General features: G+C 50.4%; 19 protein-coding genes. 10 read left to right on the top strand and 9 right to left on the bottom strand.

Annotated elements, in window-relative coordinates:
- Positions 1 to 120 precede the first annotated feature (120 nt).
- The 9 genes from ACKU4E_RS01345 to ACKU4E_RS01385 all read right to left on the bottom strand — a co-directional run bounded on the left by ACKU4E_RS01345 (position 121) and on the right by ACKU4E_RS01385 (position 10528).
- Positions 121 to 3240: an EAL domain-containing protein gene (locus ACKU4E_RS01345; protein WP_320169290.1), complete on the bottom strand. Its 3120-nt coding sequence runs from the start codon at positions 3238 to 3240 to the stop codon at positions 121 to 123.
- Positions 3241 to 3287: 47 nt separating this feature from the next.
- The gene (locus tag ACKU4E_RS01350) at positions 3288 to 5522 is read right to left on the bottom strand and encodes a transglutaminase domain-containing protein (RefSeq protein WP_320169291.1); all 2235 of its coding nucleotides are present in this window, start codon (positions 5520 to 5522) and stop codon (positions 3288 to 3290) included.
- Between the two features lie 155 nt (positions 5523 to 5677).
- Positions 5678 to 5989 (bottom strand): iron-sulfur cluster biosynthesis family protein, encoded by a 312-nt coding sequence (locus ACKU4E_RS01355; RefSeq protein WP_320169292.1) that lies wholly within the window; start codon positions 5987 to 5989, stop codon positions 5678 to 5680.
- A gap of 129 nt (positions 5990 to 6118) precedes the next feature.
- A complete protein-coding gene (locus ACKU4E_RS01360; protein ID WP_320169293.1) occupies positions 6119 to 6973 on the bottom strand; it encodes an AraC family transcriptional regulator in 855 nt (284 codons plus the stop codon).
- 6 nt (positions 6974 to 6979) lie between these two features.
- On the bottom strand, positions 6980 to 7372 hold the full coding sequence (locus ACKU4E_RS01365; protein WP_320169294.1) for a cupin domain-containing protein: 393 nt from the start codon (positions 7370 to 7372) through the stop codon (positions 6980 to 6982).
- Between the two features lie 188 nt (positions 7373 to 7560).
- Positions 7561 to 7956, bottom strand: coding sequence for an OsmC family protein (locus tag ACKU4E_RS01370; protein WP_320169295.1), 396 nt, complete (start codon positions 7954 to 7956; stop codon positions 7561 to 7563).
- A 111-nt stretch (positions 7957 to 8067) separates the two neighbouring features.
- The gene (locus ACKU4E_RS01375; protein WP_320169296.1) at positions 8068 to 8562 is read right to left on the bottom strand and encodes a YkgJ family cysteine cluster protein; all 495 of its coding nucleotides are present in this window, start codon (positions 8560 to 8562) and stop codon (positions 8068 to 8070) included.
- 86 nt (positions 8563 to 8648) lie between these two features.
- Positions 8649 to 9065 carry a GtrA family protein gene (locus tag ACKU4E_RS01380; protein WP_320169297.1) on the bottom strand — a complete coding sequence of 139 codons (417 nt, stop codon included), beginning with the start codon at positions 9063 to 9065 and terminating at the stop codon, positions 8649 to 8651.
- 515 nt (positions 9066 to 9580) lie between these two features.
- Positions 9581 to 10528: a UDP-glucuronic acid decarboxylase family protein gene (locus tag ACKU4E_RS01385; protein ID WP_320169298.1), complete on the bottom strand. Its 948-nt coding sequence runs from the start codon at positions 10526 to 10528 to the stop codon at positions 9581 to 9583.
- 150 nt (positions 10529 to 10678) lie between these two features.
- Between ACKU4E_RS01385 and ACKU4E_RS01390 the strand changes: the two genes are divergently transcribed.
- The 10 genes from ACKU4E_RS01390 to ACKU4E_RS01435 all read left to right on the top strand — a co-directional run bounded on the left by ACKU4E_RS01390 (position 10679) and on the right by ACKU4E_RS01435 (position 19326).
- Positions 10679 to 11998, top strand: coding sequence for a diguanylate cyclase domain-containing protein (locus ACKU4E_RS01390; RefSeq protein ID WP_320169299.1), 1320 nt, complete (start codon positions 10679 to 10681; stop codon positions 11996 to 11998).
- 573 nt (positions 11999 to 12571) lie between these two features.
- On the top strand, positions 12572 to 12949 hold the full coding sequence (locus ACKU4E_RS01395; RefSeq protein ID WP_320169300.1) for an NADH-quinone oxidoreductase subunit A: 378 nt from the start codon (positions 12572 to 12574) through the stop codon (positions 12947 to 12949).
- Positions 12928 to 13464 carry an NADH-quinone oxidoreductase subunit NuoB gene (locus ACKU4E_RS01400; protein WP_320169301.1) on the top strand — a complete coding sequence of 179 codons (537 nt, stop codon included), beginning with the start codon at positions 12928 to 12930 and terminating at the stop codon, positions 13462 to 13464. The genes ACKU4E_RS01395 and ACKU4E_RS01400 overlap by 22 nt, the downstream gene beginning before the upstream one ends.
- The gene (locus ACKU4E_RS01405; RefSeq protein WP_320169302.1) at positions 13464 to 14003 is read left to right on the top strand and encodes an NADH-quinone oxidoreductase subunit C; all 540 of its coding nucleotides are present in this window, start codon (positions 13464 to 13466) and stop codon (positions 14001 to 14003) included. The genes ACKU4E_RS01400 and ACKU4E_RS01405 overlap by 1 nt, the downstream gene beginning before the upstream one ends.
- 133 nt (positions 14004 to 14136) lie before the next feature.
- On the top strand, positions 14137 to 15288 hold the full coding sequence (locus ACKU4E_RS01410) for an NADH-quinone oxidoreductase subunit D (RefSeq protein ID WP_320169303.1): 1152 nt from the start codon (positions 14137 to 14139) through the stop codon (positions 15286 to 15288).
- A gap of 13 nt (positions 15289 to 15301) precedes the next feature.
- Positions 15302 to 16270: an NADH-quinone oxidoreductase subunit NuoH gene (nuoH, locus tag ACKU4E_RS01415; RefSeq protein WP_320169304.1), complete on the top strand. Its 969-nt coding sequence runs from the start codon at positions 15302 to 15304 to the stop codon at positions 16268 to 16270.
- A 159-nt stretch (positions 16271 to 16429) separates the two neighbouring features.
- The gene (locus ACKU4E_RS01420; RefSeq protein ID WP_320169305.1) at positions 16430 to 17008 is read left to right on the top strand and encodes a 4Fe-4S binding protein; all 579 of its coding nucleotides are present in this window, start codon (positions 16430 to 16432) and stop codon (positions 17006 to 17008) included.
- Positions 17008 to 17523 carry an NADH-quinone oxidoreductase subunit J gene (locus ACKU4E_RS01425; RefSeq protein WP_407944122.1) on the top strand — a complete coding sequence of 172 codons (516 nt, stop codon included), beginning with the start codon at positions 17008 to 17010 and terminating at the stop codon, positions 17521 to 17523. The genes ACKU4E_RS01420 and ACKU4E_RS01425 overlap by 1 nt, the downstream gene beginning before the upstream one ends.
- Positions 17520 to 17828 carry an NADH-quinone oxidoreductase subunit NuoK gene (gene nuoK / locus ACKU4E_RS01430; protein ID WP_320169307.1) on the top strand — a complete coding sequence of 103 codons (309 nt, stop codon included), beginning with the start codon at positions 17520 to 17522 and terminating at the stop codon, positions 17826 to 17828. Before ACKU4E_RS01425 ends, nuoK begins: the two co-directional genes overlap by 4 nt.
- A gap of 4 nt (positions 17829 to 17832) precedes the next feature.
- Positions 17833 to 19326 (top strand): monovalent cation/H+ antiporter subunit D family protein, encoded by a 1494-nt coding sequence (locus ACKU4E_RS01435; RefSeq protein ID WP_320169308.1) that lies wholly within the window; start codon positions 17833 to 17835, stop codon positions 19324 to 19326.

The raw sequence follows: 19326 nt of genomic DNA on the forward strand, positions 1-19326 counted from the left end.
TATGCAGTGCGTTGAAACATACACGCAAATACATGCACTAACAAGACGTATCGTTTAATAGTCGTGATACGGCGATAGGAGAATTCAGTTATACGTTGGATGGCGGGGGGAGGCAGGTGGTCAGATGGAAGTAAGACCGGGGGGGCAGAATCCGTCCGAGCGCATTTTGACCAGTTTTCCGGCGTCTTCTTTTCCCTGTGGTTTGTCGAAGTAGAATCCCTGTACGCAGTCGCAGCCGATTTCGTTTAAAAGCAGCAGTTGCTGTCTGGTTTCGACTCCCTCGGCAATTACGTCCATGTTCAGGCTGTGGCCGAGTGCATTGATGGCGCGGACTATTTCCAGAGATTCGTGGTCTTCGGCCATGCGGCAGACAAATGAGCGGTCCACTTTGACCGTGGATGCCGGAAAACGCTGCAATTGTGCCAGCGAAGAGTACCCGGTACCGAAGTCGTCCACAGCGAGTCTTATGCCCATTTCCTCAATCTTTTTAAGATTGTGGATCGATGTCGCCGTGCGTTCCATAATGGCTGATTCGGTAATTTCGAGCTTGATGCTCTTCGGTGATACACCGGTCTGGTCAATGATCGATTTTATTGATTCTGCAAGGTCCGGTTTGGATAACTGGCTTGGCGAAAGGTTTGCGGTCAGGAACAGATCATCCGTACCCGGATACAGCCGCATCCATTGCGAGAGGCTTTTACACGCTTCAAGCAGTATCAGTCTGTCCAGTTCGACGATGAGCCCTGTTTCCTCTGCAACGGGAATGATGTGATTGGGGGTCAGAAACCCCCGTTCCGGATGGTTCCAGCGGACCAGAGCTTCAAAACCGGCCAGTCTGCGGGAGCGCAGACAGTAGATAGGTTGAAAATATGGAAAAAATTCTTTTTCTGGAATTCCCTGACGGATCTCGGTTTCAACGATCAGGCTTTGGAGGGCCTTTTCATACATGGCCTTGTTGAAGACCTTGAATTTGTTTACCCCCAGTTCCTTGGCCTTGTACATGCTGATGTCGGCATCCCGGACAATGTGTTCCGGCTGTTCATAGCTGGATGTCTTGAAGACAATTCCGATGCTTGAACTTATGACTATTTCCTTGGAGGCAATGGCAACTGGTTTGCATATTTCATTTCTGATTGCCCTGATTATCTGGATGACCTGCTGCGGAGTACTGAATCCGTCTATGAGCACGGCAAACTCATCTCCGCCCATACGGGCAACAGTGTCTGAGCTGCGCACACAGTTATTTATCCGCTCTGCAACCTTTACGAGAAGTGAGTCCCCGGCATGGTGTCCAAGACTGTCGTTAATGCGCTTGAACATATCTATATCGAGCATCAGGACGGCAAAGTTGTGTGATGCATTCATCCGAGAGAGGTTTACTGTCTGCTCAAGGCGTTTCAGGAAAAAGGATCGGTTGGGCAGCCCTGTAAGAGCGTCGTGCAATGACTGATGCGAAAGCTGCCGCTCATATTCCTTGCGCTGTGAAATATCATCGTAGATGACGAATGTGCCTGAGATTTCATCATCATAGATGAAAGGGTACCCGAGTATGGAAACCGGTACCAGGCTTCCGTCTCTGGCCCGGCGCAGGGCTTCGGTTCTGAAGGTCTCTCCGGCCAGAATCTTTTTCAGATTTGTCCTGATGCTTCCGTTTCCTTCAGGGCATAAGTTGTTGCAGCAGGGGGCCATTTCTCCCGTGGTGTAGCCGAAGAGTCTGGTAAACGCCTTGTTGATGTCGACCACGTTTCCCTTGGAATCAGTGAGAGCTATAGCCTGGGGCGAGCTTTCGAAAAGCTGCATGAATCTGGATTTATGGCGAAAAATTTTTCTTTCCGCAACGATCTGGGGCGTGCAGTCAAAAGCCGATCCTGTATATATTTCCGGTTTTCCGTCTTTGTCGAACAGCGCCCGTACGTTGATTGTTATCCATTTTTCCTCTCCGTACCTGTGTCTTACTCTGGCGCTCATCCCGTTTATGGAACCGTCGGCGATCAGTTTTCTCAGGATTTTGAAATGATTCCTGCGGTTATACACATAATCGAATACAGAAGGGCGTTCGGCAATCATTTCATCCACATTGCCGTATCCCATAATGGAAGCCATGGCCGGATTGGCTATAAGGATTCTTCCCTTACGCGAAAACTGAAAGATAGCTACGGTAGCGTTTTCGAAAACAGACCGGAATTTTTTTTCGCTCTCAAGAAGGGCCGATTCCGTCTGGCTTCGCTGGAGCGCTGCGGCAACCTGCTCGGAAATGGCCACCATCATGTCTATGTCCTGATTGTTGTACGCATACCGCCTGCTGTAGGACTGTATGGACATTACGCCCATAATTTCACCCTGATATTTCAGCGGCACACCCAGCCAGGATTTTGCGGCCGATTCTACTTTGTCCGTGTTGACCCTTTTTTCACTGAGTTCGTTTTCGTCAAGCAGGAGAGGACGTCCCGCTTTGATGACCTGCAGGCTCAGACTTTTGCCGTCAGCAACCGAGAGAGTGTTGTCCGGTGAAATGAAATCCAGCTCATCCTTGTAGTACGGAAAATAGAACCGCTGCTGTTCCCTGTTGTAAAGTGCCACAAAGAAGTTGTCCGCTTCGACGAATTTTTTCAGGCTGTTGTGGACCAGGTGGAGCAGTTCGGATGTGTCGGAGGCCTTATTAAGAGAATTGGAAATATTGTAGAGTATTGTGTTTATGTTCTCGGTCTGTTTGCGTGCCGATATGTCGCGAAGTGATTCGATTGCTCCGATGATTCTGCCGGCCTTGTCCAAAATAGGCGCAGCCTGAACCCATAGGTTGGTGCTTTTTCTGTCCCCGAGATTTTCTATTCTGATTTCTGCCGCCAGCGAATTGCCGCGTCTGCTTATGGCTTCGTATTCTATCTGGCCGACTTCCGTGCATCCGCAGACCATATCCACAAGTCCGGGAGAGCGATAGCCGTGAATGACCTTGACGTGTTCAAAATGGCCTTTACCCACTACCTCATCAGCCTGTATGCCGGATAGTTCTTCAAGAGCCGGATTCCATGCAACAACAACACCGTCCCTGTTGATGACCAAGGCCGGGTCAGGCAGAAAGTTCAGAAATTTTATAAAGGATGATGCCGGGTTGAGTTCTGAAACGTCCGCGATGAATGTGTCCTGTCGGGTCAATCCGCCCTGCCTATTTTCTTTTTTCTCCGGATTATCATCGGCGTGTTCTTTTTTTATCTCTGTTTGAGTTTTGAATTCTTCAGGCATTATCGCTACTCGATACGTTATATCTCTTTTTCAGGCAAGCGGAGTACTCACTTTCTCGTTGTGTTCTGGCGATTTAATGTGCCGATTGGTGCTTGGATAATTTTAATTACCGATATGTTCGGTTCATTTTTGTTATTTCGCCTGGCACTGATCAGGTAGTTTTCTCCAGTGGGAACACTTATTTCCCAGATATTGTTTTTTTCATCCAGTTGTCCGTTTATTGTTTTTTCGAGAATTCTGAAAAACTTGCGTCCGTACAGTCTTGATACGGTAAAATCCCTGAAATAACGGGCATGCTTGTCCTCTTTGCCGTATCCCGGGAGCCGGAATTTTATGGTCTGCCATGGTGAATAGTAGGATCTGCTTTCATCGGTGGCATTGCGGTTGCCGGTTAGTTCCGGGGATTGCGGATAAAACGGCTGCCAGTCTTTTCCATCGAAATATTCTGTCCACCCCTGTTCGTCCAGATAGCGGGCCGGGATTCCTGCCGCACGCATTGCAGCTGTGGCAAAAAGACAGATTTCGGAGTTGTTGGACGCTGTACCGGATTCATATACTCCCAATGGGGAAAGGCTGCTGCCTAGAGGCCCACGTGGAGAACTGTCCAGATTTTTGGCAGTTTTTCCGATCTCAGCAAGAATATGAGCAATTTTTTTACCTTTGTCAAAGTTGAATTCCGTGTGCAGAACACTGCGCCAGGGACGCATCTGCTCATACATTATTCGGGGATTAAGGACATATTCGTTGAATATTTTGTCGTTGTAATTGAGCCCTGCGTCTTCAGCTTCCGCTCTTGATTGTACTGCTAAAACTGTATTTGAAACCAGCTCACTGCCGGTTGCGCAGATAAGATCGGCAGGAGCAAGTGCTTTAATTTCGGCTTTCAGTTCCGGTAAAAACTGTGTCGGACATGTATTCAGCGCCAGAAGTATCTGGGGAACATTCAAGCCGGCCAGCGCTATTTGCGGGCCTAGGTCCGGGTTGAATCTGGATGCGGCATCCTTCATTCCCTGTAACCGGTCCAATCTTGATTTCTTCAGTGTGTCCTCGGTTGCTTTCTTAGCCCCTTCGGAATTTACCGGGGGGGCTGAGGCTGCCTGGGAATCATTATAGTCGAAACGGAAGAGAATATTCCCCTCGGGCTTATTCTCCGGGGTTAGTGAAAGCAGGATGTTGTCCCGTTTTTTCTGTTCTCCGGGAATCCATGTTGAACCCGTATATGCCGAAGCATTGCCCTGCGCCGCAGAGACGAGAACCGATCCGGGACCAAGCAGGATGTCCGTTTTGCCTTCCGCATCCGTTGTTTTAACGGCAACCGGTGAGAAGCTGCCGTAATTGAATACTGAGAAGAAAACAGCCGTTTCAGGTACCGGCTTACCGGAATTGTCGCGGACCGCAATTGTAGTTCTGGAAACAGGAGCGTAGCGGGCCGTGGTATTGAGCAGTGTGCAGCCGAAAGTGCGTTTCAGAATAGGTTCTTCGGGATTGGTAAGCTGGCCGTATGCGTATGAGATAACCAGTGGGGCCTTGCGGGCCGATCCGCTGAACCATGCGTGGTCCAGTCCGTAGTCGGGGTTTGCGGATTCAATGTAGTGCCATTTCCCGCCGATTTTAACTTCTGTCCAGGTGTGATTGTCGTTGGAGTGCTGCCATGCCGGGACCATCGCCTGTCTTGCCGGAATCCCAACGCTGCGCAGTGCGCAGACCGTGAGGATGACCGCTTCTTCGCATCTTCCCCAGCCCCGGTTGATTGTCATCAGTGGATTCTGATCCCAGCGTTGGGTTGATTTGAATCCTGTCTTGGAAAAGCACCAGCGGTTTACCGCCAGTACCGCTTCTTCCATCGAATTGCATTTTGATACTACGGGCAGCAGTTCTGTATAGAACGGTTTGCGCCACTCGACAGCCTTTTCCTGACTTACCCGGTGGGGGAGCACATAGTGCAGAAAGTCCGACCACGGAACATCTTTTCCCCAAGGAGTGGTCGCCCTGGCAAGGAAAGCGTATTCAAGGTTATCCGTCAGCAGACCGGATGAGAGTCCGGCCCTGTCGCAGGGAGGAAGGTTGGCTGCAATGAATTGCGCGGCCTGTTTTTTTTCCGGTGAATCAAAGCCGGTCAGGAATTTTTCAAGTTGCGGTCTGTTGCTGCCCGATGTCTTGAGAATTTCGTCAACCCTGTTCGTGTAAGGTGAAATTTGAACAGGGACAAGTAGAGAGGAGCATCCGCTGATTGAGATGGATGCCGCAAGCAGGAAAAGACAGATAAATTTTTTGAAAATCATGGACAGCCTTTATCATACCGGAGTCCGGCTGTCATGGTGAAAAACAATACGTCCCGGTGAGCCTCATTTACTGTTACCATTTAAAATATATGAAAAAGAAACAGGCCGGGATCATAAGATTCCGGCCTGTTTCTTCCTGTATTTCGAAATACTTTTTAACTGCATCCGCCGCAGCAGCTTCCGCAGCTTCCGGGGGTCTGTTCAAAGACCATGGAAGAGGAGATTTCGATTCCCATCGGGGTCAGGTCGATTTCCAGCGGTTTGGCCTGTTCCAGAAGTTCTTTGTCGATTACGAAGTCGTAACCTTCAAGAGCGATGGTTTCATCTCCATCCTTTGCGCTGTCTATGCCGAGAGCAAGGCGGGTTCCGCTGCATGCCGAGGCTACGTATATACGAATGGGTTCTTTTTCCTTTTCTGCAAAATGCTGATCAAGCACTTCTTTTGCTTTATCTGTGATCTTGAGCATTAAATGTCTCCTTTTGATGTTGGTTTACATAAAGGATAGCCTTCATCTCTCCGATGTCAACACGCAGTGCTCAAAAACACATCACTATTTAAAGCTCTGCTGGATGTGTGGTTTTTTGATAGATTAGGTCTATTGGTTTTTGTCCCGAACACAGTTGTCATTAATAAAACGTCCCGGCGATATTCCGTTTATTTTTTTAAAATGGCGGGAAAAATGACTTTGGTCCGCAAAGCCTGAATCAACAGCGGCTTCCGCCGGTGGAATTCCCTGCTGCAGCAGTTTTTCCGCTTCCCTGATTCTGCAGTTTATGAGCAATTCCTGCGGAGACACCCCATAATGCTTCACAAAAAGTTTCTGTAAATAAAACGGGCTGATGCATCCCGTGCGGGCCAGGTCGGACAGAGTTGTCCTTTCCCGGAAATTTGTCTGAATATGGTTGCGGACTCTTTCCAAAGCCTGTTGCTGATTTCCGGCCTCTTCGGGAACAAAATTGCCTGTGCTCAGGTTCAGTATGGCATGATACAGGAATTCCCTAAGGGCGATGTCCCTTTCCATGATTTCTCCGCCGCATTCAAGCAGGCTGAAAAAAATATCAAACGACTCCCGGTCGAAGTTTTTATGGGTGTCTGCGGGGCTGAAACCGGGAAGTATGCCGGGGCGGCCGGTGATTTCTTCTGCTAGCTGCTTCATGTATCCTGCAGAAACACACAGCGCCCGGTATGAGTGCGGACCGAAAGTATCTCCTGAAATCGATTCGCAGTTGTGAGACGTGCCGGGGGGAAGTATGCACATCTCCCCGGCATTGAACATTACGGTTTCGGCAGCGAATTTCATTTTGCGTCTACCCCGGTCGATACAGGTGAATATGTAGCCTGTGTGAACATGGCGCGGGAAACGGTTGGCTATGTTCCAGGCCTGTACTGCGCTGACCTGCGGAAGACCTTCAGGTTCGGAAAAAATGATTTTTTCGCTTTTATCGGACATGATTTTTTATAGCAGGGCCGGGAAAAACTTGGCAAGCAGGATGAGCCCTTCGTCTCCGGCCTGCACTTTATGGGTCTGCCCGGAAGGTATAACCGACGATTTTCCCGGATGATAATCTGATTCTTTGCCTGAAACAGTGGCAACCCCGCTTCCTTTGATTACTTCGTGCAGTTCCCATTGAGGGTCGTGGGTGTGCGATTCAAGAACGCAGCCCGGTTCTATTCTGACGATGTGGCAACTCAGCTGACCAGCTGTGTTTTCTCCGGTGACAATATGCTTGAGCGCAACCCCTTCAAACGCGGCGTGGGGATTCCAGTCAAGTTCCGTGCAGAATATGGGACCGTCCACAGTTTCCACGCAACCGTTTGAAACAAGCATGGCAAATTCATCACTGATCATGGTAATTCTCCTTTTTGGGGATTGTTGATGTGTTATGAACCCTGCTTATTTCCATTGCGGGAAAACGTATTGTACGATCTTGGCATATTGTACAAAAGAGCGCCCCGACCATTGATGATCAGAGCGCTCTTTTTCATACCTTTTCAGGTGATCCGCAGGAACTGCCTGCGGATGGTCGAAATCGGCAGTTAGACGATTTCCAGATTAAAAGATGGGGGAGTGAGCAGCTGTTTTTTGATCGGACACATATCCACTGCGCGGAGCAGAGCCGCCTTGTATTTTTCGGGAAACCCTTCCGGCAGCGTCAACTGGTAGTTGAATTTGGTCAGTTGTTTGGTTTCAGGGTCCGCAGTGTATTCGACCTTCATTCCCATTCCATCCATGGATATTGATCTGCTTTCGCAGAAGTTTCTGGCAAAATGAGCTGCACAGGTTGCCAGTGAAGCCATGAACAGATTCATGGGAGTGGGTGCTGAACCATCCCCGCCGAGAGAGTCCGGCAGGTCTGTCACAATGGTGAAGCCATCGGAAGCTGCCGACACCGTCTTGCCGGGACCGAATTCAATAATCATTTCCTTGGACATTCAGACTCCAGATAGGCCAAAATGTTAGTAAAAGATGCTATTGAAACACAACGGCTTTAAAATGCATCCGAGACGGTAAAAAAGCAATGGTTCCGAGAGCGAAAAAGCGAATTAGCTGCCGGAAAACCCGGACTTTTTTTTGTCGGAGCAGGGAACGGCCTTGAAACCTGCTGTATCTTTTATGGCATGTTCAAGGATTTTTTCGAAATCCGTCTCCGTTGACATGCGGAAGCTGCAGCCGTCGGGAAGGTATCCGTCCATAAGATAGATTGATGGTGCAGGAAAATTTTTGCATAATTCCGGGCGGTTTTCGTAGTCATTGCATGTGCCGTCATTGCTGAGGCAAGTGCACCTGAATTTCAGCAGTCCGGAATCGGTTCGTCCGCATATTTCAAAGCGCCGCAGATATGAGTATTTGCCCTGCATTTTCGAGAACTGCTTTTCTTTTTTGAGCCATTTCCCGTCAATGTAAAGACTGATGCCCCGACAACAGTTTCCGCACATGTTGCATGAACCGCGAATGACGACCATTCGGTTGTTTTTTTTGAGCCGGTGCCTGCGGACCAGTGCGCTCAGGAAGTCTATGAAATCTGTTAGAAAGCTCATTTGATGAATCGCATGTTGGGATTTGCGCGATGGTAGTCTCGGATTGGAAAGAAGACAAGCGTATTGCTGCAAGGTCTATCTAGCTTTCAGATGTGCCTGCCGGCTACCCGGAAATTGACGTACAGATTCAGCAGATAATTCCACATGCCGGTGATTAATGAAACAGCCACCCGCGATATAAGGTACTGCCAGTGCAGAAAATTCACAAGAATAAGCATGCCGCCGGTTACGATCACAAGTCCTGTCCCCGCAATCAGCAGGAAACCGAGGTACCCGTGTTTCAAAGGTCGTGAGCTGCCTTTGAAAACCATTTTTCTGCTTATAAGGTAGTTGATTGATACCGCAATGAGGAAGGTCGGACCGGCTGCGATAACCGGAGATAAGCCCAGGCAGGAAGTGAAGATGTAAAGCAGGCCGAGATCAAGCAGAAATGTTCCGCCGCCTACACATCCGTATCGGAGGAATCTTGCCAGTCCTTTTGAATCAATTCTCGGAAAGTTCATATTGCCGTTTTCGTTCGGGGCAGTAATGCGGCTGAAAGATTTTGCATGGAATACAAAAAGCCTGTCAGCACAGGAAAAGTCAAGGTCGAGGAGCAAAGATAACCGTTTTGTAACGTAGAGAGGGGATAAGAAAAGCCCCGCTGGTCAAGGGGGTGAAATCCTTGCCAACGGGGCTTGCGGCGTTCGGGTCAGGTTGCGCCAAACCCCCCGGTTGCCGTCTGGAAGAAAGGATGTTTGTTCTGGGAAGGAACAAAAGAGTGTGAGTGAAATATATTATTGTCCGGTGAACCGAATATCCTTTTTGAATGTCTGTCGGTTCTATATCGACATTCCTTTCGATTTTCCCGGATTCCTTTCCGTGTCTTGTTGAAGAACTTATATGCATGCGTTTTCCATATGTCTAATATATAATTTGTGTCAGTTTGATATTTTAAAAGTCTTGATTCAGTGAAAAAAAGTCCGGCAGCTTTCAACTGTCCGGACTTATTTCGTTTTTCTAATTTTTAAGTGTCTGTCTATTCTGCGAGTATACGGTCAAAATATTCTATAGTCGGCTTCAATCCTTTTTTCAGAGGTGTTGAAGGTTCCCATTCCAACACTTTTCTGGCCAGAGATATATCCGGTCGGCGCTGGGTCGGATCGTTTTCCGGCAGCGGGCGGTAGACAAGTCTGGAAGAGGAACCGGTCATATCTATAACCGTTTCCGCAAGGGCTTTTATTGTAAATTCTGTCGGGTTGCCGAGGTTTATGGGGCCGGTGAACGAATCATCGGTGTCCATTACCCGGATGAATGCATCTATCAGGTCGTCAATGTAGCAGAACGAGCGGGTCTGAGAACCGTCACCGTAAATTGTTATCGGGTCTCCGCGCAGGGCCTGGACAATGAAATTCGAGACCACGCGGCCATCGTCAACAGCCATGCGGGGCCCATATGTATTGAATATGCGCGCGACCTTGATGGGTACCCCGTGCTGCCGGTGGTAGTCGAAGAAAAGGGTTTCGGCGCAGCGTTTTCCTTCATCATAGCAGGCCCGGAGACCGATGGGATTCACGTTGCCCCAGTAGTCCTCGGTCTGCGGATGGCAGGCCGGATCTCCATATACTTCCGATGTGGATGCCTGGAATATTCTTGCTTTGACCCTTTTGGCCAGTCCCAGCATGTTGATGGCCCCGTGAACTGATGTCTTGGTGGTCTGCACAGGGTCAAACTGATAGTGAATAGGGGATGCCGGACAGGCCAGGTTGAATATGTTATCCGTCTCAACGTAAAGAGGAAAAGTTACATCGTGCCGCATCATTTCGAAGTAGGGGCTGTCCAGCAACCCGACAATATTGGATTTGCGTCCGGTATAGAAATTGTCCACGCACAGGACTTCATGTCCAAGCTCAAGGAGTTTCTCACAGAGTCTGGACCCCAGAAAACCGGCTCCGCCTGTTACTGTGTAATGCCCGGATTGTTTCATCTATTCCTCCGACAATGGAACAAAATTATAGTTATAAGTATAACTAGCTTGAAAACAAAGATAAAACAACAGGTAAAAAACCATTTCCAATTCTTAAAAAACATTCTGCGAGGGTTTATACTTTCAAAGAATTGTATTATTCAGCAGTGTATGGAAAAATCTCTCAAAATACTGATTGTTGATGATAATGCAGTGAATCTTACTCTGCTTGAGAAACTGTTGCGGCTGGATTCTCTTGAGATTTTTAAAGCTCTTGGCGGCAGAGAAGCTGTTGAATTAAGCAGAAATCATGATTTCGCACTTATTCTTCTTGATGTTCAGATGCCGGAAATGGACGGTTACGACACTGCGCGACAGATAAAACAGATTGAGCGCTGCCGACTTGTTCCGATAATTTTTCTTACTTCAATTTACAAGGATCCGTCCTATGCCCGGATGGGATACGAGGCCGGAGCAGTAGATTTTCTCACCCGTCCGATAGAACCGGCAATTCTGCGCGGAAAGGTCGGAGTTTTTCTTGAGCTCAAGCATCAGAAGGACCTTCTGGAGAAGGAGATAGAACAGCGTATCTGTATAGAGAACGCCCTGCGCAAGGCCGAGGAAAAATATCGCAACCTGTTTGAGAATGCGGTGGAGGGCATTTTCCGCTCCGAACTTGCCGGTAAGTTCGAGGAGGTGAACCCTGCTCTTTCCCGTATTCTGGGTTATGATTCTCCGGAAGATGTAATTGAATGTACAACCTCGACCGGGACAATTGCCGATCCTGAAGAACGGAAGCGGTACATTGAAGACCTGATGCGTGAAAGGGGACTCAAGGATTATGAGCTGCAGGTCCGGCGAAAGGACGGATCGCTGATCTGGATTTCAGAGAGCAGCAGGCTTTTTGAAGAACACGGTGAATTCTATGTGGAAGGAGTGATAGAGGATATTTCCCATCGAAAAGCCTGTGAACTTGAGCTTCAGGAAAAAGCTACCCTTGATGCTCTAACCGGTATTCCCAACCGCTACCTGTTTTTTGACCGGCTGCACAAATCCATTGCCAATGCCGGACGTTACAACGAACAGGTCGCCTTGCTGTTCATAGATTTGAATGATTTTAAGAAAATAAATGACAGCTATGGTCACCATGCCGGGGACCTTCTGCTTGGGCGTGTGGCCAACAGGCTTAAGGCAAGGCTGCGTGCTTCGGATACCCTTGCCCGGTTGGGCGGGGATGAATTCTGCGTGCTGCTGGAAAGACCCGGTGACCGGGCCAGCATAACCATGATTGCGGAAGATTTTATTACCTGTCTGGATAAACCGTTTTGCTTTGATGGAGAAAGGTGCAAGGTCGGGGCATCAATAGGAATCAGCCGGTTTCCCCAGGACGCCGGTGATGCCCATGAACTGATCAAACTGGCGGATGATGCCATGTACAGGGTGAAGGAGAGGGCAGACAGGAAATACGGGTTTTATTCCTCGGAGGATTGATCGGAGGCTGTTTTTTCACTGTATCCATTTGTCGCCGCACTGTCGGGCGTTATTGAGAGTGTTTCTTCCTGATTCAGGAGGAAACACTTTTTTTGTGGATAGTTATGGGTAGAATTGAACCGGTCCGGTCGGTTGTGTCGAATTGATACGCCTATCTACTGGAAAAATTTTTTTGTGAAAAAAATTACTAACTCCTAAACCCCGTCATAAAAGAATCGAGCATGCATTTGTCTATAGTGTGTCAACTTTTTTCGGGGAAAATGCCCTTGTAGAAGCTGTAATATATGTTAAAAAGGGTTCAAATTTTTCAAACATATATTTCTTTTCCGTAATAGTTTGAATTTTCACTCCAAAAGAATGTGATATATTGAACTGACAACAGTTTTATCACTAATCGAAGCGACTTCTGCGGTCCGGTTTCTTGACACTACAAATGACCGGTGAGATATGTTTGATTAAAAATATTTTTCCTGAATTCAATGTGTTCCCTAGGTTTTGGTTGTTTGTAAAACTAAAATGATATAAGTATTCTTTTCGTGTTACTAATTTTTTAAAAATAAGAGAGGTGAAAGGATGGTTTTTTCCTGGCTGCAGTTTGCCGTCTTCCTGTTTCTCATAGGAGGGCTACTTTTTGCCGGTGGGCCGTTGATCCTGTCCGCTCTTGTGGCTCCCAGGGCCAAAGGCGGGGACATGGGCATGCCTTTTGAGTGCGGCATGCGTCCGCACGGCAGGGCATGGAATCAGTTCGGCATAAGCTATTACGTTTATGCTTTGCTGTTTCTGGCCTTTGATGTCGACGTTCTTTACCTCTTCCCGGTAGCCACCTGGTATCCGGAAGCTGACGGCCTCTACGCTTTTATAGAGGTTGCCGGCTTCCTGTCCGTTCTTGCTGTCGCAATCATCTACTTCTGGAAAAAAGGAGTGTTCACATGGCCCCGCAAGATTTCCTGACACCCAGTGGGCACGTGGTCGAGGACGGAATTGTCCGCCTCGAACTGGCCGAAGACGCCATGAATATCTGTCGGTCGATGTCGCTTTGGCCCATGACTTTCGGGCTGGCCTGCTGCGCCATCGAGATGATGGCCTGCGGGATGGCCCGTTTTGATATGGCCCGTTTCGGCGCCGAGGTCTTTCGTCCTTCCGCCCGTCAGGCCGACCTGATGATCGTTGCCGGTACGGTAACCAAGAAAATGGCTCCGGCTGTTGTCAGACTGTACGAGCAGATGCCCGCTCCGAAGTGGGTTCTGGCTCTGGGCAACTGTGCAATTTCCGGCGGTCCTTTCAAATTCAAGGGACAGTACGGAATTGTGGAAGGAGTGGACAACCTCATTCCGGTCGACGTTTATGTTCCCGGCTGTCCGCCTCGTCCGGAGGCCCTGCTTGAAGGGTTGTTCCAGATTCAGGAAAAGGTGACCGGAAAACGCTGGTGGCCGGTTCCGGAATCCCTGAAGAAGGAGCGTGCGTAATGATGGGGAAAGATTTCAATCTACCGGTCAGTCCGCTGATGGTTGGCAAGGGTAATCCGGCTGTTTCAGGGGTTAATTTCAATGTTTTTCTTCTTGCCGATGATATTGTCGAGGCTGCAGAAGCAATGCTTCAGCAGGGGTATCATCTGGAAAATATTGATGCCGTGGATGTGACGGAAGGTCTTCTGGTCACTTATCATTATGCCCATTTCACAAAATCCGGGCGCATAGCCCACCGGGTCATGGTCTCGCGGGACGAGGCGAAAATACCGTCCATTTCATCCGTTTTTCAGGGAGCGGACTGGCACGAAAGAGAGTGCCGGGATTTCCATGGACTGGAGTTCAGCGGACATCCCAACCTCCTTCCGCTGCTTCTAGATCCTGAAATTCCCTGCGGGGTGCTGCTGAAGGATGACAGTTCCCGCAAGGCCCTGAAGGAAGTGCTTAGTCCGGGTGAAATTGTTTTCAAGGCTGACGGCTTCAACCTTTTCGACAAGGAAGAGCCCGCCCCTGAACAGGCAGAGGGGCAGGAACAGTGACCCTTCATGAAACCTTACGTGCGGGAAAGATCGTTCTGTATGAACGTCAGGATGGGGTTTTTGATCCGAACTCAGGTTCCTTCAACATCAATCAACAGCGCGCAGCGCATCACTTTCAACACGGCAGGCTGTTATGAATACATTTCTTGAAGGTGATTTCTATACCAATCATTTCGAGAAGGGTGCGGATGAACATACCATGATTCTGAACATGGGGCCGCAGCATCCTTCCACTCATGGAGTTTTGCGGGTCATTCTGGAACTTGACGGCGAGTATATTGTCCGCGCCGAGCCGGTTCTGGGCTACCTGCATCGCATGCACGAAAAAATGGCCGAAACCAAGACCTGGGTGCAGTTCATGCCCAATATGGGTCGGGTGGACTATCTGCACCCGCTGGCCTGGAACCATGCCTATGTGGGTGCGGTGGAAAAGCTGGCCGGAATCGAGGTTCCCGAACGCGCGGAATTCATCCGGGTAATCACTACGGAATTGAACCGCATTTCCTCGCATCTGATCTGGTGGGGAGCATATCTGCTTGACCTCGGAGCCTTTACTCCCATCATGTATGCGTTTGATGATCGCGAATACCTTCTGGATATGATGCAGAAGGTTACCGGTGCAAGGCTCACGTACAGCAATTTCCGTTTCGGCGGTGTCGTGCACGATCTGGACGACGGGTTTGCGGACAAATGCAGAATTTTCATCAAGCGTCTGCGTGACCGGTTGCCCATGTACAAAGATCTGGTCACGGACAACGTGATTCTGCGTAAACGCATTGAAGAGATCGGTTACATGGATGAGGCCATGTGCACCCGTTACGGTGCAAGCGGACCTGTTGTCCGCGGGGCCGGGGTCAAGTTCGATACCCGCGTTGCGGAACCTTATTCCATCTATGACCGTTTCGACTGGGAAGTGCCGGTATATCACGAGGCTGATTCAATGGCCCGCTACATGGTTCGCATGGACGAAATCAAGCAGAGCCTGAGGATAGTCGAGCAGGCTCTGGATCAGATTCCCGAAGGTGAACATATAATCAAGAAAGCCCCGAAACCGACATGGAAACCTCCGGTAGGTGAAGCCTATTTTTCCACCGAAGGCGCCCGGGGCAAGGTCGGGGTTCACGTGGTAAGCGACGGCAGCAAGAATCCGTACCGGATCAAGCTGCGCGCACCAGGATTTTCCAACCTGTCCCTGTTCGCCGAATGTGCGAAAGGAACAATGCTGGCAGATGCAGTCGCCATTCTCGGCAGTCTGGACATGGTAATACCCGAAATCGACAGGTAGACAGGAGTTTCAAATGTCTCAAATTCCCGTTGAACTCGTTAAACTGCTCATCGCACTGGTGGCGGTTGCTGCATTTGTGGGCCTGAACGGGCTGGTACTGGTCTACCTTGAGCGTAAAATCGCCGGGCATGTCCAGCGCAGGCCCGGGCCGTATGAAGTCGGTCCGCATGGAATACTCCAGCCTCTGGCCGACGCAGCCAAACTTATCGGAAAACAGCTGTTTACTCCGACAGGAGCGGACAAGCTGCTCTTCTGGGCGGCACCGGTTCTTTCCTTTCTTCCGGTGTTGCTTCTCTTCCTCCCCATCCCTTTCGGTCCCATTGCGACCGGAATGGAAATGAACCTCGGCCTGCTTCTCATTCTGGCCTTCTCCGGCCTGAATGTCCTCGCCCTATGTCTGGCAGGCTGGGGTTCTAACAACAAATGGGGGATTCTCGGTGCGGCAAGGGCGGTGGCCCAATCCGTTGCCTATGAGATTCCCCTGCTGCTTTCGGTGCTGGCAATAGCCTTCATGACCGGGAGCCTGAATCTGAGCACGGTGGTTGAAGGGCAGGGAGGCTGGCCCTGGCAGTGGAACGCTTTTGTGCAGCCGCTTGCTTTCATCATCTATTTTGTCAGTGCCCTCGGCGAAACAAACCGGGCGCCCTTTGACCTGCCCGAAGCGGAAAGCGAACTTACCGCAGGGTTCCATACCGAGTATTCCGGTATGGGGTTCGGTATGTTCTTCCTGGCCGAATACGCGAACATGATCGTGGTCTGTTCCGTGGCAGCGGCTCTCTTTCTCGGCGGATGGCAGGGACCGTTCTTTAACGGTTCATGGTGGTTCCTGGCCAAGGTTTACGTGCTGCTGGTGGTTATGATCTGGCTGCGCTGGACCTACCCCCGTGTGCGGTTTGACCAGCTTTTGAACATCAACTGGAAGTGGCTCATGCCCCTTGCTCTGGCGAATCTGTTCATCACTGCTTTTGTGGTCAAGCTTTAAGCTGCGGAGCATGATCGGTTTCGGAAGTGGGGAATCATTTTAAGAAAAATTCAACGTCAACTGTGGAGAAGCTTTATTGAGTCCGGACAGGCAGGGGGATGACTTAACAAATCCCGGTCCGGTTGCAGAAGGCAGCACAGGTTAAAAGGGCGGTGGAATATGAGTGCAATGAAAAAGGTGTGGGATAACGTGGCCTCGTTGTGGTCCCTGATTGTGGGGCTCAAGGTCACGGGTAAGAACTATATGGATAAGCAGGTCACCCTGCATTATCCGCGGGCCACGGTCAGTGATGCCCAGCTTGAAGGGTTCAGGGGCCCATTGGAGCTGATCGGTAAGCCCAAGACCCCTGACAAGCCGAAGTGCATAGCCTGCATGATGTGCGTTACCGCATGTCCCAGCAAATGCATAACGGTTGTAAAGGCCAAGGCTCCGAAGCCCACCGAGGCCGAACTGCAGGCCATGAAAGAGGCGGAGGAAAGGGGGGAGAAGGTCAAGAAGCCTTCGGCCCCAAAGGAACCGGCCAAATTCCTGTACGATTTCTCCCTGTGTTCGCTTTGCGGATCCTGCGTTGAAAACTGTCCTGTCAAATCCCTGCGCTATTCTTCGAATGTGTATCTTACGGGATTCAGTCGCAAGGATTTCAAGATGGACCTGCTAGCCAGGCTTGCAGACCGGGCAGGAGCCGCAAAGGAAGCCGCTGTTGAACCATCTGAAAATTCAACAAGGAAAGACTCATGATGGAACTGCTCGCAAAAATAGCTTTCGCTGTCTACGCGCTGCTGATAGTCGGCGGCGGGTGTGCCGCCGTGGGAGCCCATAGTCTGATCCGGGCCATGGCAGGGCTTATTGCCTCCCTGCTCGGCGTGGCCGGAATGTATATGCTTATGGCGGCGCCGTTTATGGCCTTCATGCAGATCCTTATCTATGTGGGGGCGGTATGCGTGCTCATCTTCTTCGCCATCATGCTCACCAGGGCTGACGACCAGGGGGTTGAATCAGGTACGCGCAGACCCGGCAAGGCCGCTCTTTCGGCTCTGACTTTCATTGCCCCGGTTTTCGTGATCGGTGTTGTACTGGCAAAGTTTCAGCCCGCATCGGTCAGCATTCCCATGGAGATCCCGCTGAAAGTGATCGGCAAGGGATTGCTGGAGGATTACCCGGTTGCATTCGAGTTGATATCGGTTGTGCTGCTGGCGGCAATGTCCGGGGCAGTATTGCTGACATTTGAAAAGAAAGGGGGGAAAGCTCAATGAGTCCTCTTCTGATGTATCAACTGGTGGCCCTGGTGCTGCTGGCGATCGGACTGTACGGGATTGTCTGGCGCAAATCCCTTGTCGGGATGCTTATTTCTGTTGAGTTGATGCTCAACGGGGCGGGGCTGTCCATAGTCGCCGCTTCGCAGCTCACAACGCCGGGAAACGGAGCAGGGCAGATTGCCGCACTTTTCGTCATGGGGCTGGCCGCAGCCGAGGCGACTCTTGTGCTGGCGATCATAGTAGTAGTTGTCAAGCGGTTCAAAACTGCCGAAACAGACGCAGTATCAAGGCTGAAAGGGTGATCTCATGACAGTTAGCACAGAATTCATCACCAGTTCGCGTGTCCTGATCCCCATCTGCATCACCTTTGTCGCTCCGTTCTTCATCTGGTTTTTCAGGAAGAATATCAACAAACGTGAGGCTGCATCCATCTGGGCCGGGATACTTACCTTCATATCGGTCGCTTCCATGATCCCCGATGTGCTGGCCGGACGTATCGTAACATATACCCTGTTCACCCTTTTTCCGGGTGTGACGGTTTCCTTCGCGGCGGACGGACTTGCTTTCGTCTTCGCACTTATAGCATCGTTTTTGTGGGTGTTCGCCACAAGCTACAACATCGGCTACATGCGCACTTTAAACGAGCATGCGCAGACCCGGTATTATTTCTGCTTCGCGGTAGCAATCTTCGGGGCGGAAGGTGTGGCCTTTTCCGGCAACATATTCACCCTCTACCTGTTCTATGAAGTAATTTCTGTATTCACCTACCCGCTGGTCGCCCATCATCAGGATGACGAAGCTTTCAACGGGGCGCGTAAATACATGGTTTACCTGATGGGTACATCGAAGCTGTTCCTGCTCCCGGCCATGGTGCTTACCTACGTGCTGGCCGGTACTCTCGATTTCCATCTCGGCGACATTTCTCAGGGAATTTTCCCCGCAGACGCCGATCCGACACTGGTCACAATCACCTATGTTCTCTACATAGCAGGGTTGGCCAAGGCCGCACTCATGCCGTTCCATAACTGGCTGCCGTCAGCCATGGTCGCAGCGACTCCGGTTTCCGCTCTGCTGCATGCGGTGGCGGTTGTTAAGGCCGGTGTGTTCTCCGTGTCCAGAGTGATACTCTCCGGCTTCGGAGTGGACCTCATGGATAAACTTGGGCTGGGGCTTCCGACAGCATATCTGGCGGCCTTCACCATTGTGGTCGCTTCGCTGATCGCCCTGACCAAGGACGATATCAAGGCGCGGCTGGCCTATTCCACGGTCAGCCAGCTTTCCTATATTATAATAGGTGTTGCCATGCTGACCCCTGACGCTGTTCAGGGAGGGCTGATGCACATCGCCCACCACGCCTTTTCCAAGATCACCCTGTTCTTCGGGGCCGGTTCAATATACGTGGCCACCCATCTCAAGAAAATCAGTCTGATGGACGGGCTCGGACGGCGAATGCCCTGGACTTTCGGTGCGTTTGCCATAGCGACCCTTTCCATGATCGGGGTTCCCCCGGTCTGCGGGTTCGCGACCAAGTGGTATCTGGTCAAAGGGGCCGTAAGTATCGGTCAGTGGTGGCTTCTGGCCGCGCTGCTGGCCAGTACTCTGCTCAACGCCGGATACTTCGGACCGATTGTCTACCGGGCCTTCTTCAAGGCTCCCGCCCCTGATGCGAATCTGGAGCAATACAGCGAGGCTCCGCTGTGCATGGTCATTCCCCTGTGTACCACGGCCCTCATATCGGTCTGGCTGGGACTTTATCCCCAGACTTTCCTGAACTTCATCAACGTGTTCGGTAAATTCTAA

Source organism: Maridesulfovibrio sp. (genome assembly GCF_963677005.1).
In the GTDB taxonomy this organism is placed as follows: Bacteria; Desulfobacterota; Desulfovibrionia; order Desulfovibrionales; family Desulfovibrionaceae; genus Maridesulfovibrio.

Excerpts from the sequence above, each read along its gene's own strand:
- ACKU4E_RS01345 (WP_320169290.1), bottom strand. The coding sequence starts at position 3,240 with ATGCCTGAAGAATTCAAAACTCAAACAGAGATAAAAAAAGAACACGCC.
- ACKU4E_RS01350 (WP_320169291.1), bottom strand. The coding sequence starts at position 5,522 with ATGATTTTCAAAAAATTTATCTGTCTTTTCCTGCTTGCGGCATCCATC.
- ACKU4E_RS01355 (WP_320169292.1), bottom strand. The coding sequence starts at position 5,989 with ATGCTCAAGATCACAGATAAAGCAAAAGAAGTGCTTGATCAGCATTTT.
- ACKU4E_RS01360 (WP_320169293.1), bottom strand. The coding sequence starts at position 6,973 with ATGTCCGATAAAAGCGAAAAAATCATTTTTTCCGAACCTGAAGGTCTT.
- ACKU4E_RS01365 (WP_320169294.1), bottom strand. The coding sequence starts at position 7,372 with ATGATCAGTGATGAATTTGCCATGCTTGTTTCAAACGGTTGCGTGGAA.
- ACKU4E_RS01370 (WP_320169295.1), bottom strand. The coding sequence starts at position 7,956 with ATGTCCAAGGAAATGATTATTGAATTCGGTCCCGGCAAGACGGTGTCG.
- ACKU4E_RS01375 (WP_320169296.1), bottom strand. The coding sequence starts at position 8,562 with ATGAGCTTTCTAACAGATTTCATAGACTTCCTGAGCGCACTGGTCCGC.
- ACKU4E_RS01380 (WP_320169297.1), bottom strand. The coding sequence starts at position 9,065 with ATGAACTTTCCGAGAATTGATTCAAAAGGACTGGCAAGATTCCTCCGA.
- ACKU4E_RS01385 (WP_320169298.1), bottom strand. The coding sequence starts at position 10,528 with ATGAAACAATCCGGGCATTACACAGTAACAGGCGGAGCCGGTTTTCTG.
- ACKU4E_RS01390 (WP_320169299.1), top strand. The coding sequence starts at position 10,679 with ATGGAAAAATCTCTCAAAATACTGATTGTTGATGATAATGCAGTGAAT.
- ACKU4E_RS01395 (WP_320169300.1), top strand. The coding sequence starts at position 12,572 with ATGGTTTTTTCCTGGCTGCAGTTTGCCGTCTTCCTGTTTCTCATAGGA.
- ACKU4E_RS01400 (WP_320169301.1), top strand. The coding sequence starts at position 12,928 with ATGGCCCCGCAAGATTTCCTGACACCCAGTGGGCACGTGGTCGAGGAC.
- ACKU4E_RS01405 (WP_320169302.1), top strand. The coding sequence starts at position 13,464 with ATGATGGGGAAAGATTTCAATCTACCGGTCAGTCCGCTGATGGTTGGC.
- ACKU4E_RS01410 (WP_320169303.1), top strand. The coding sequence starts at position 14,137 with ATGAATACATTTCTTGAAGGTGATTTCTATACCAATCATTTCGAGAAG.
- nuoH (WP_320169304.1), top strand. The coding sequence starts at position 15,302 with ATGTCTCAAATTCCCGTTGAACTCGTTAAACTGCTCATCGCACTGGTG.
- ACKU4E_RS01420 (WP_320169305.1), top strand. The coding sequence starts at position 16,430 with ATGAGTGCAATGAAAAAGGTGTGGGATAACGTGGCCTCGTTGTGGTCC.
- ACKU4E_RS01425 (WP_407944122.1), top strand. The coding sequence starts at position 17,008 with ATGGAACTGCTCGCAAAAATAGCTTTCGCTGTCTACGCGCTGCTGATA.
- nuoK (WP_320169307.1), top strand. The coding sequence starts at position 17,520 with ATGAGTCCTCTTCTGATGTATCAACTGGTGGCCCTGGTGCTGCTGGCG.
- ACKU4E_RS01435 (WP_320169308.1), top strand. The coding sequence starts at position 17,833 with ATGACAGTTAGCACAGAATTCATCACCAGTTCGCGTGTCCTGATCCCC.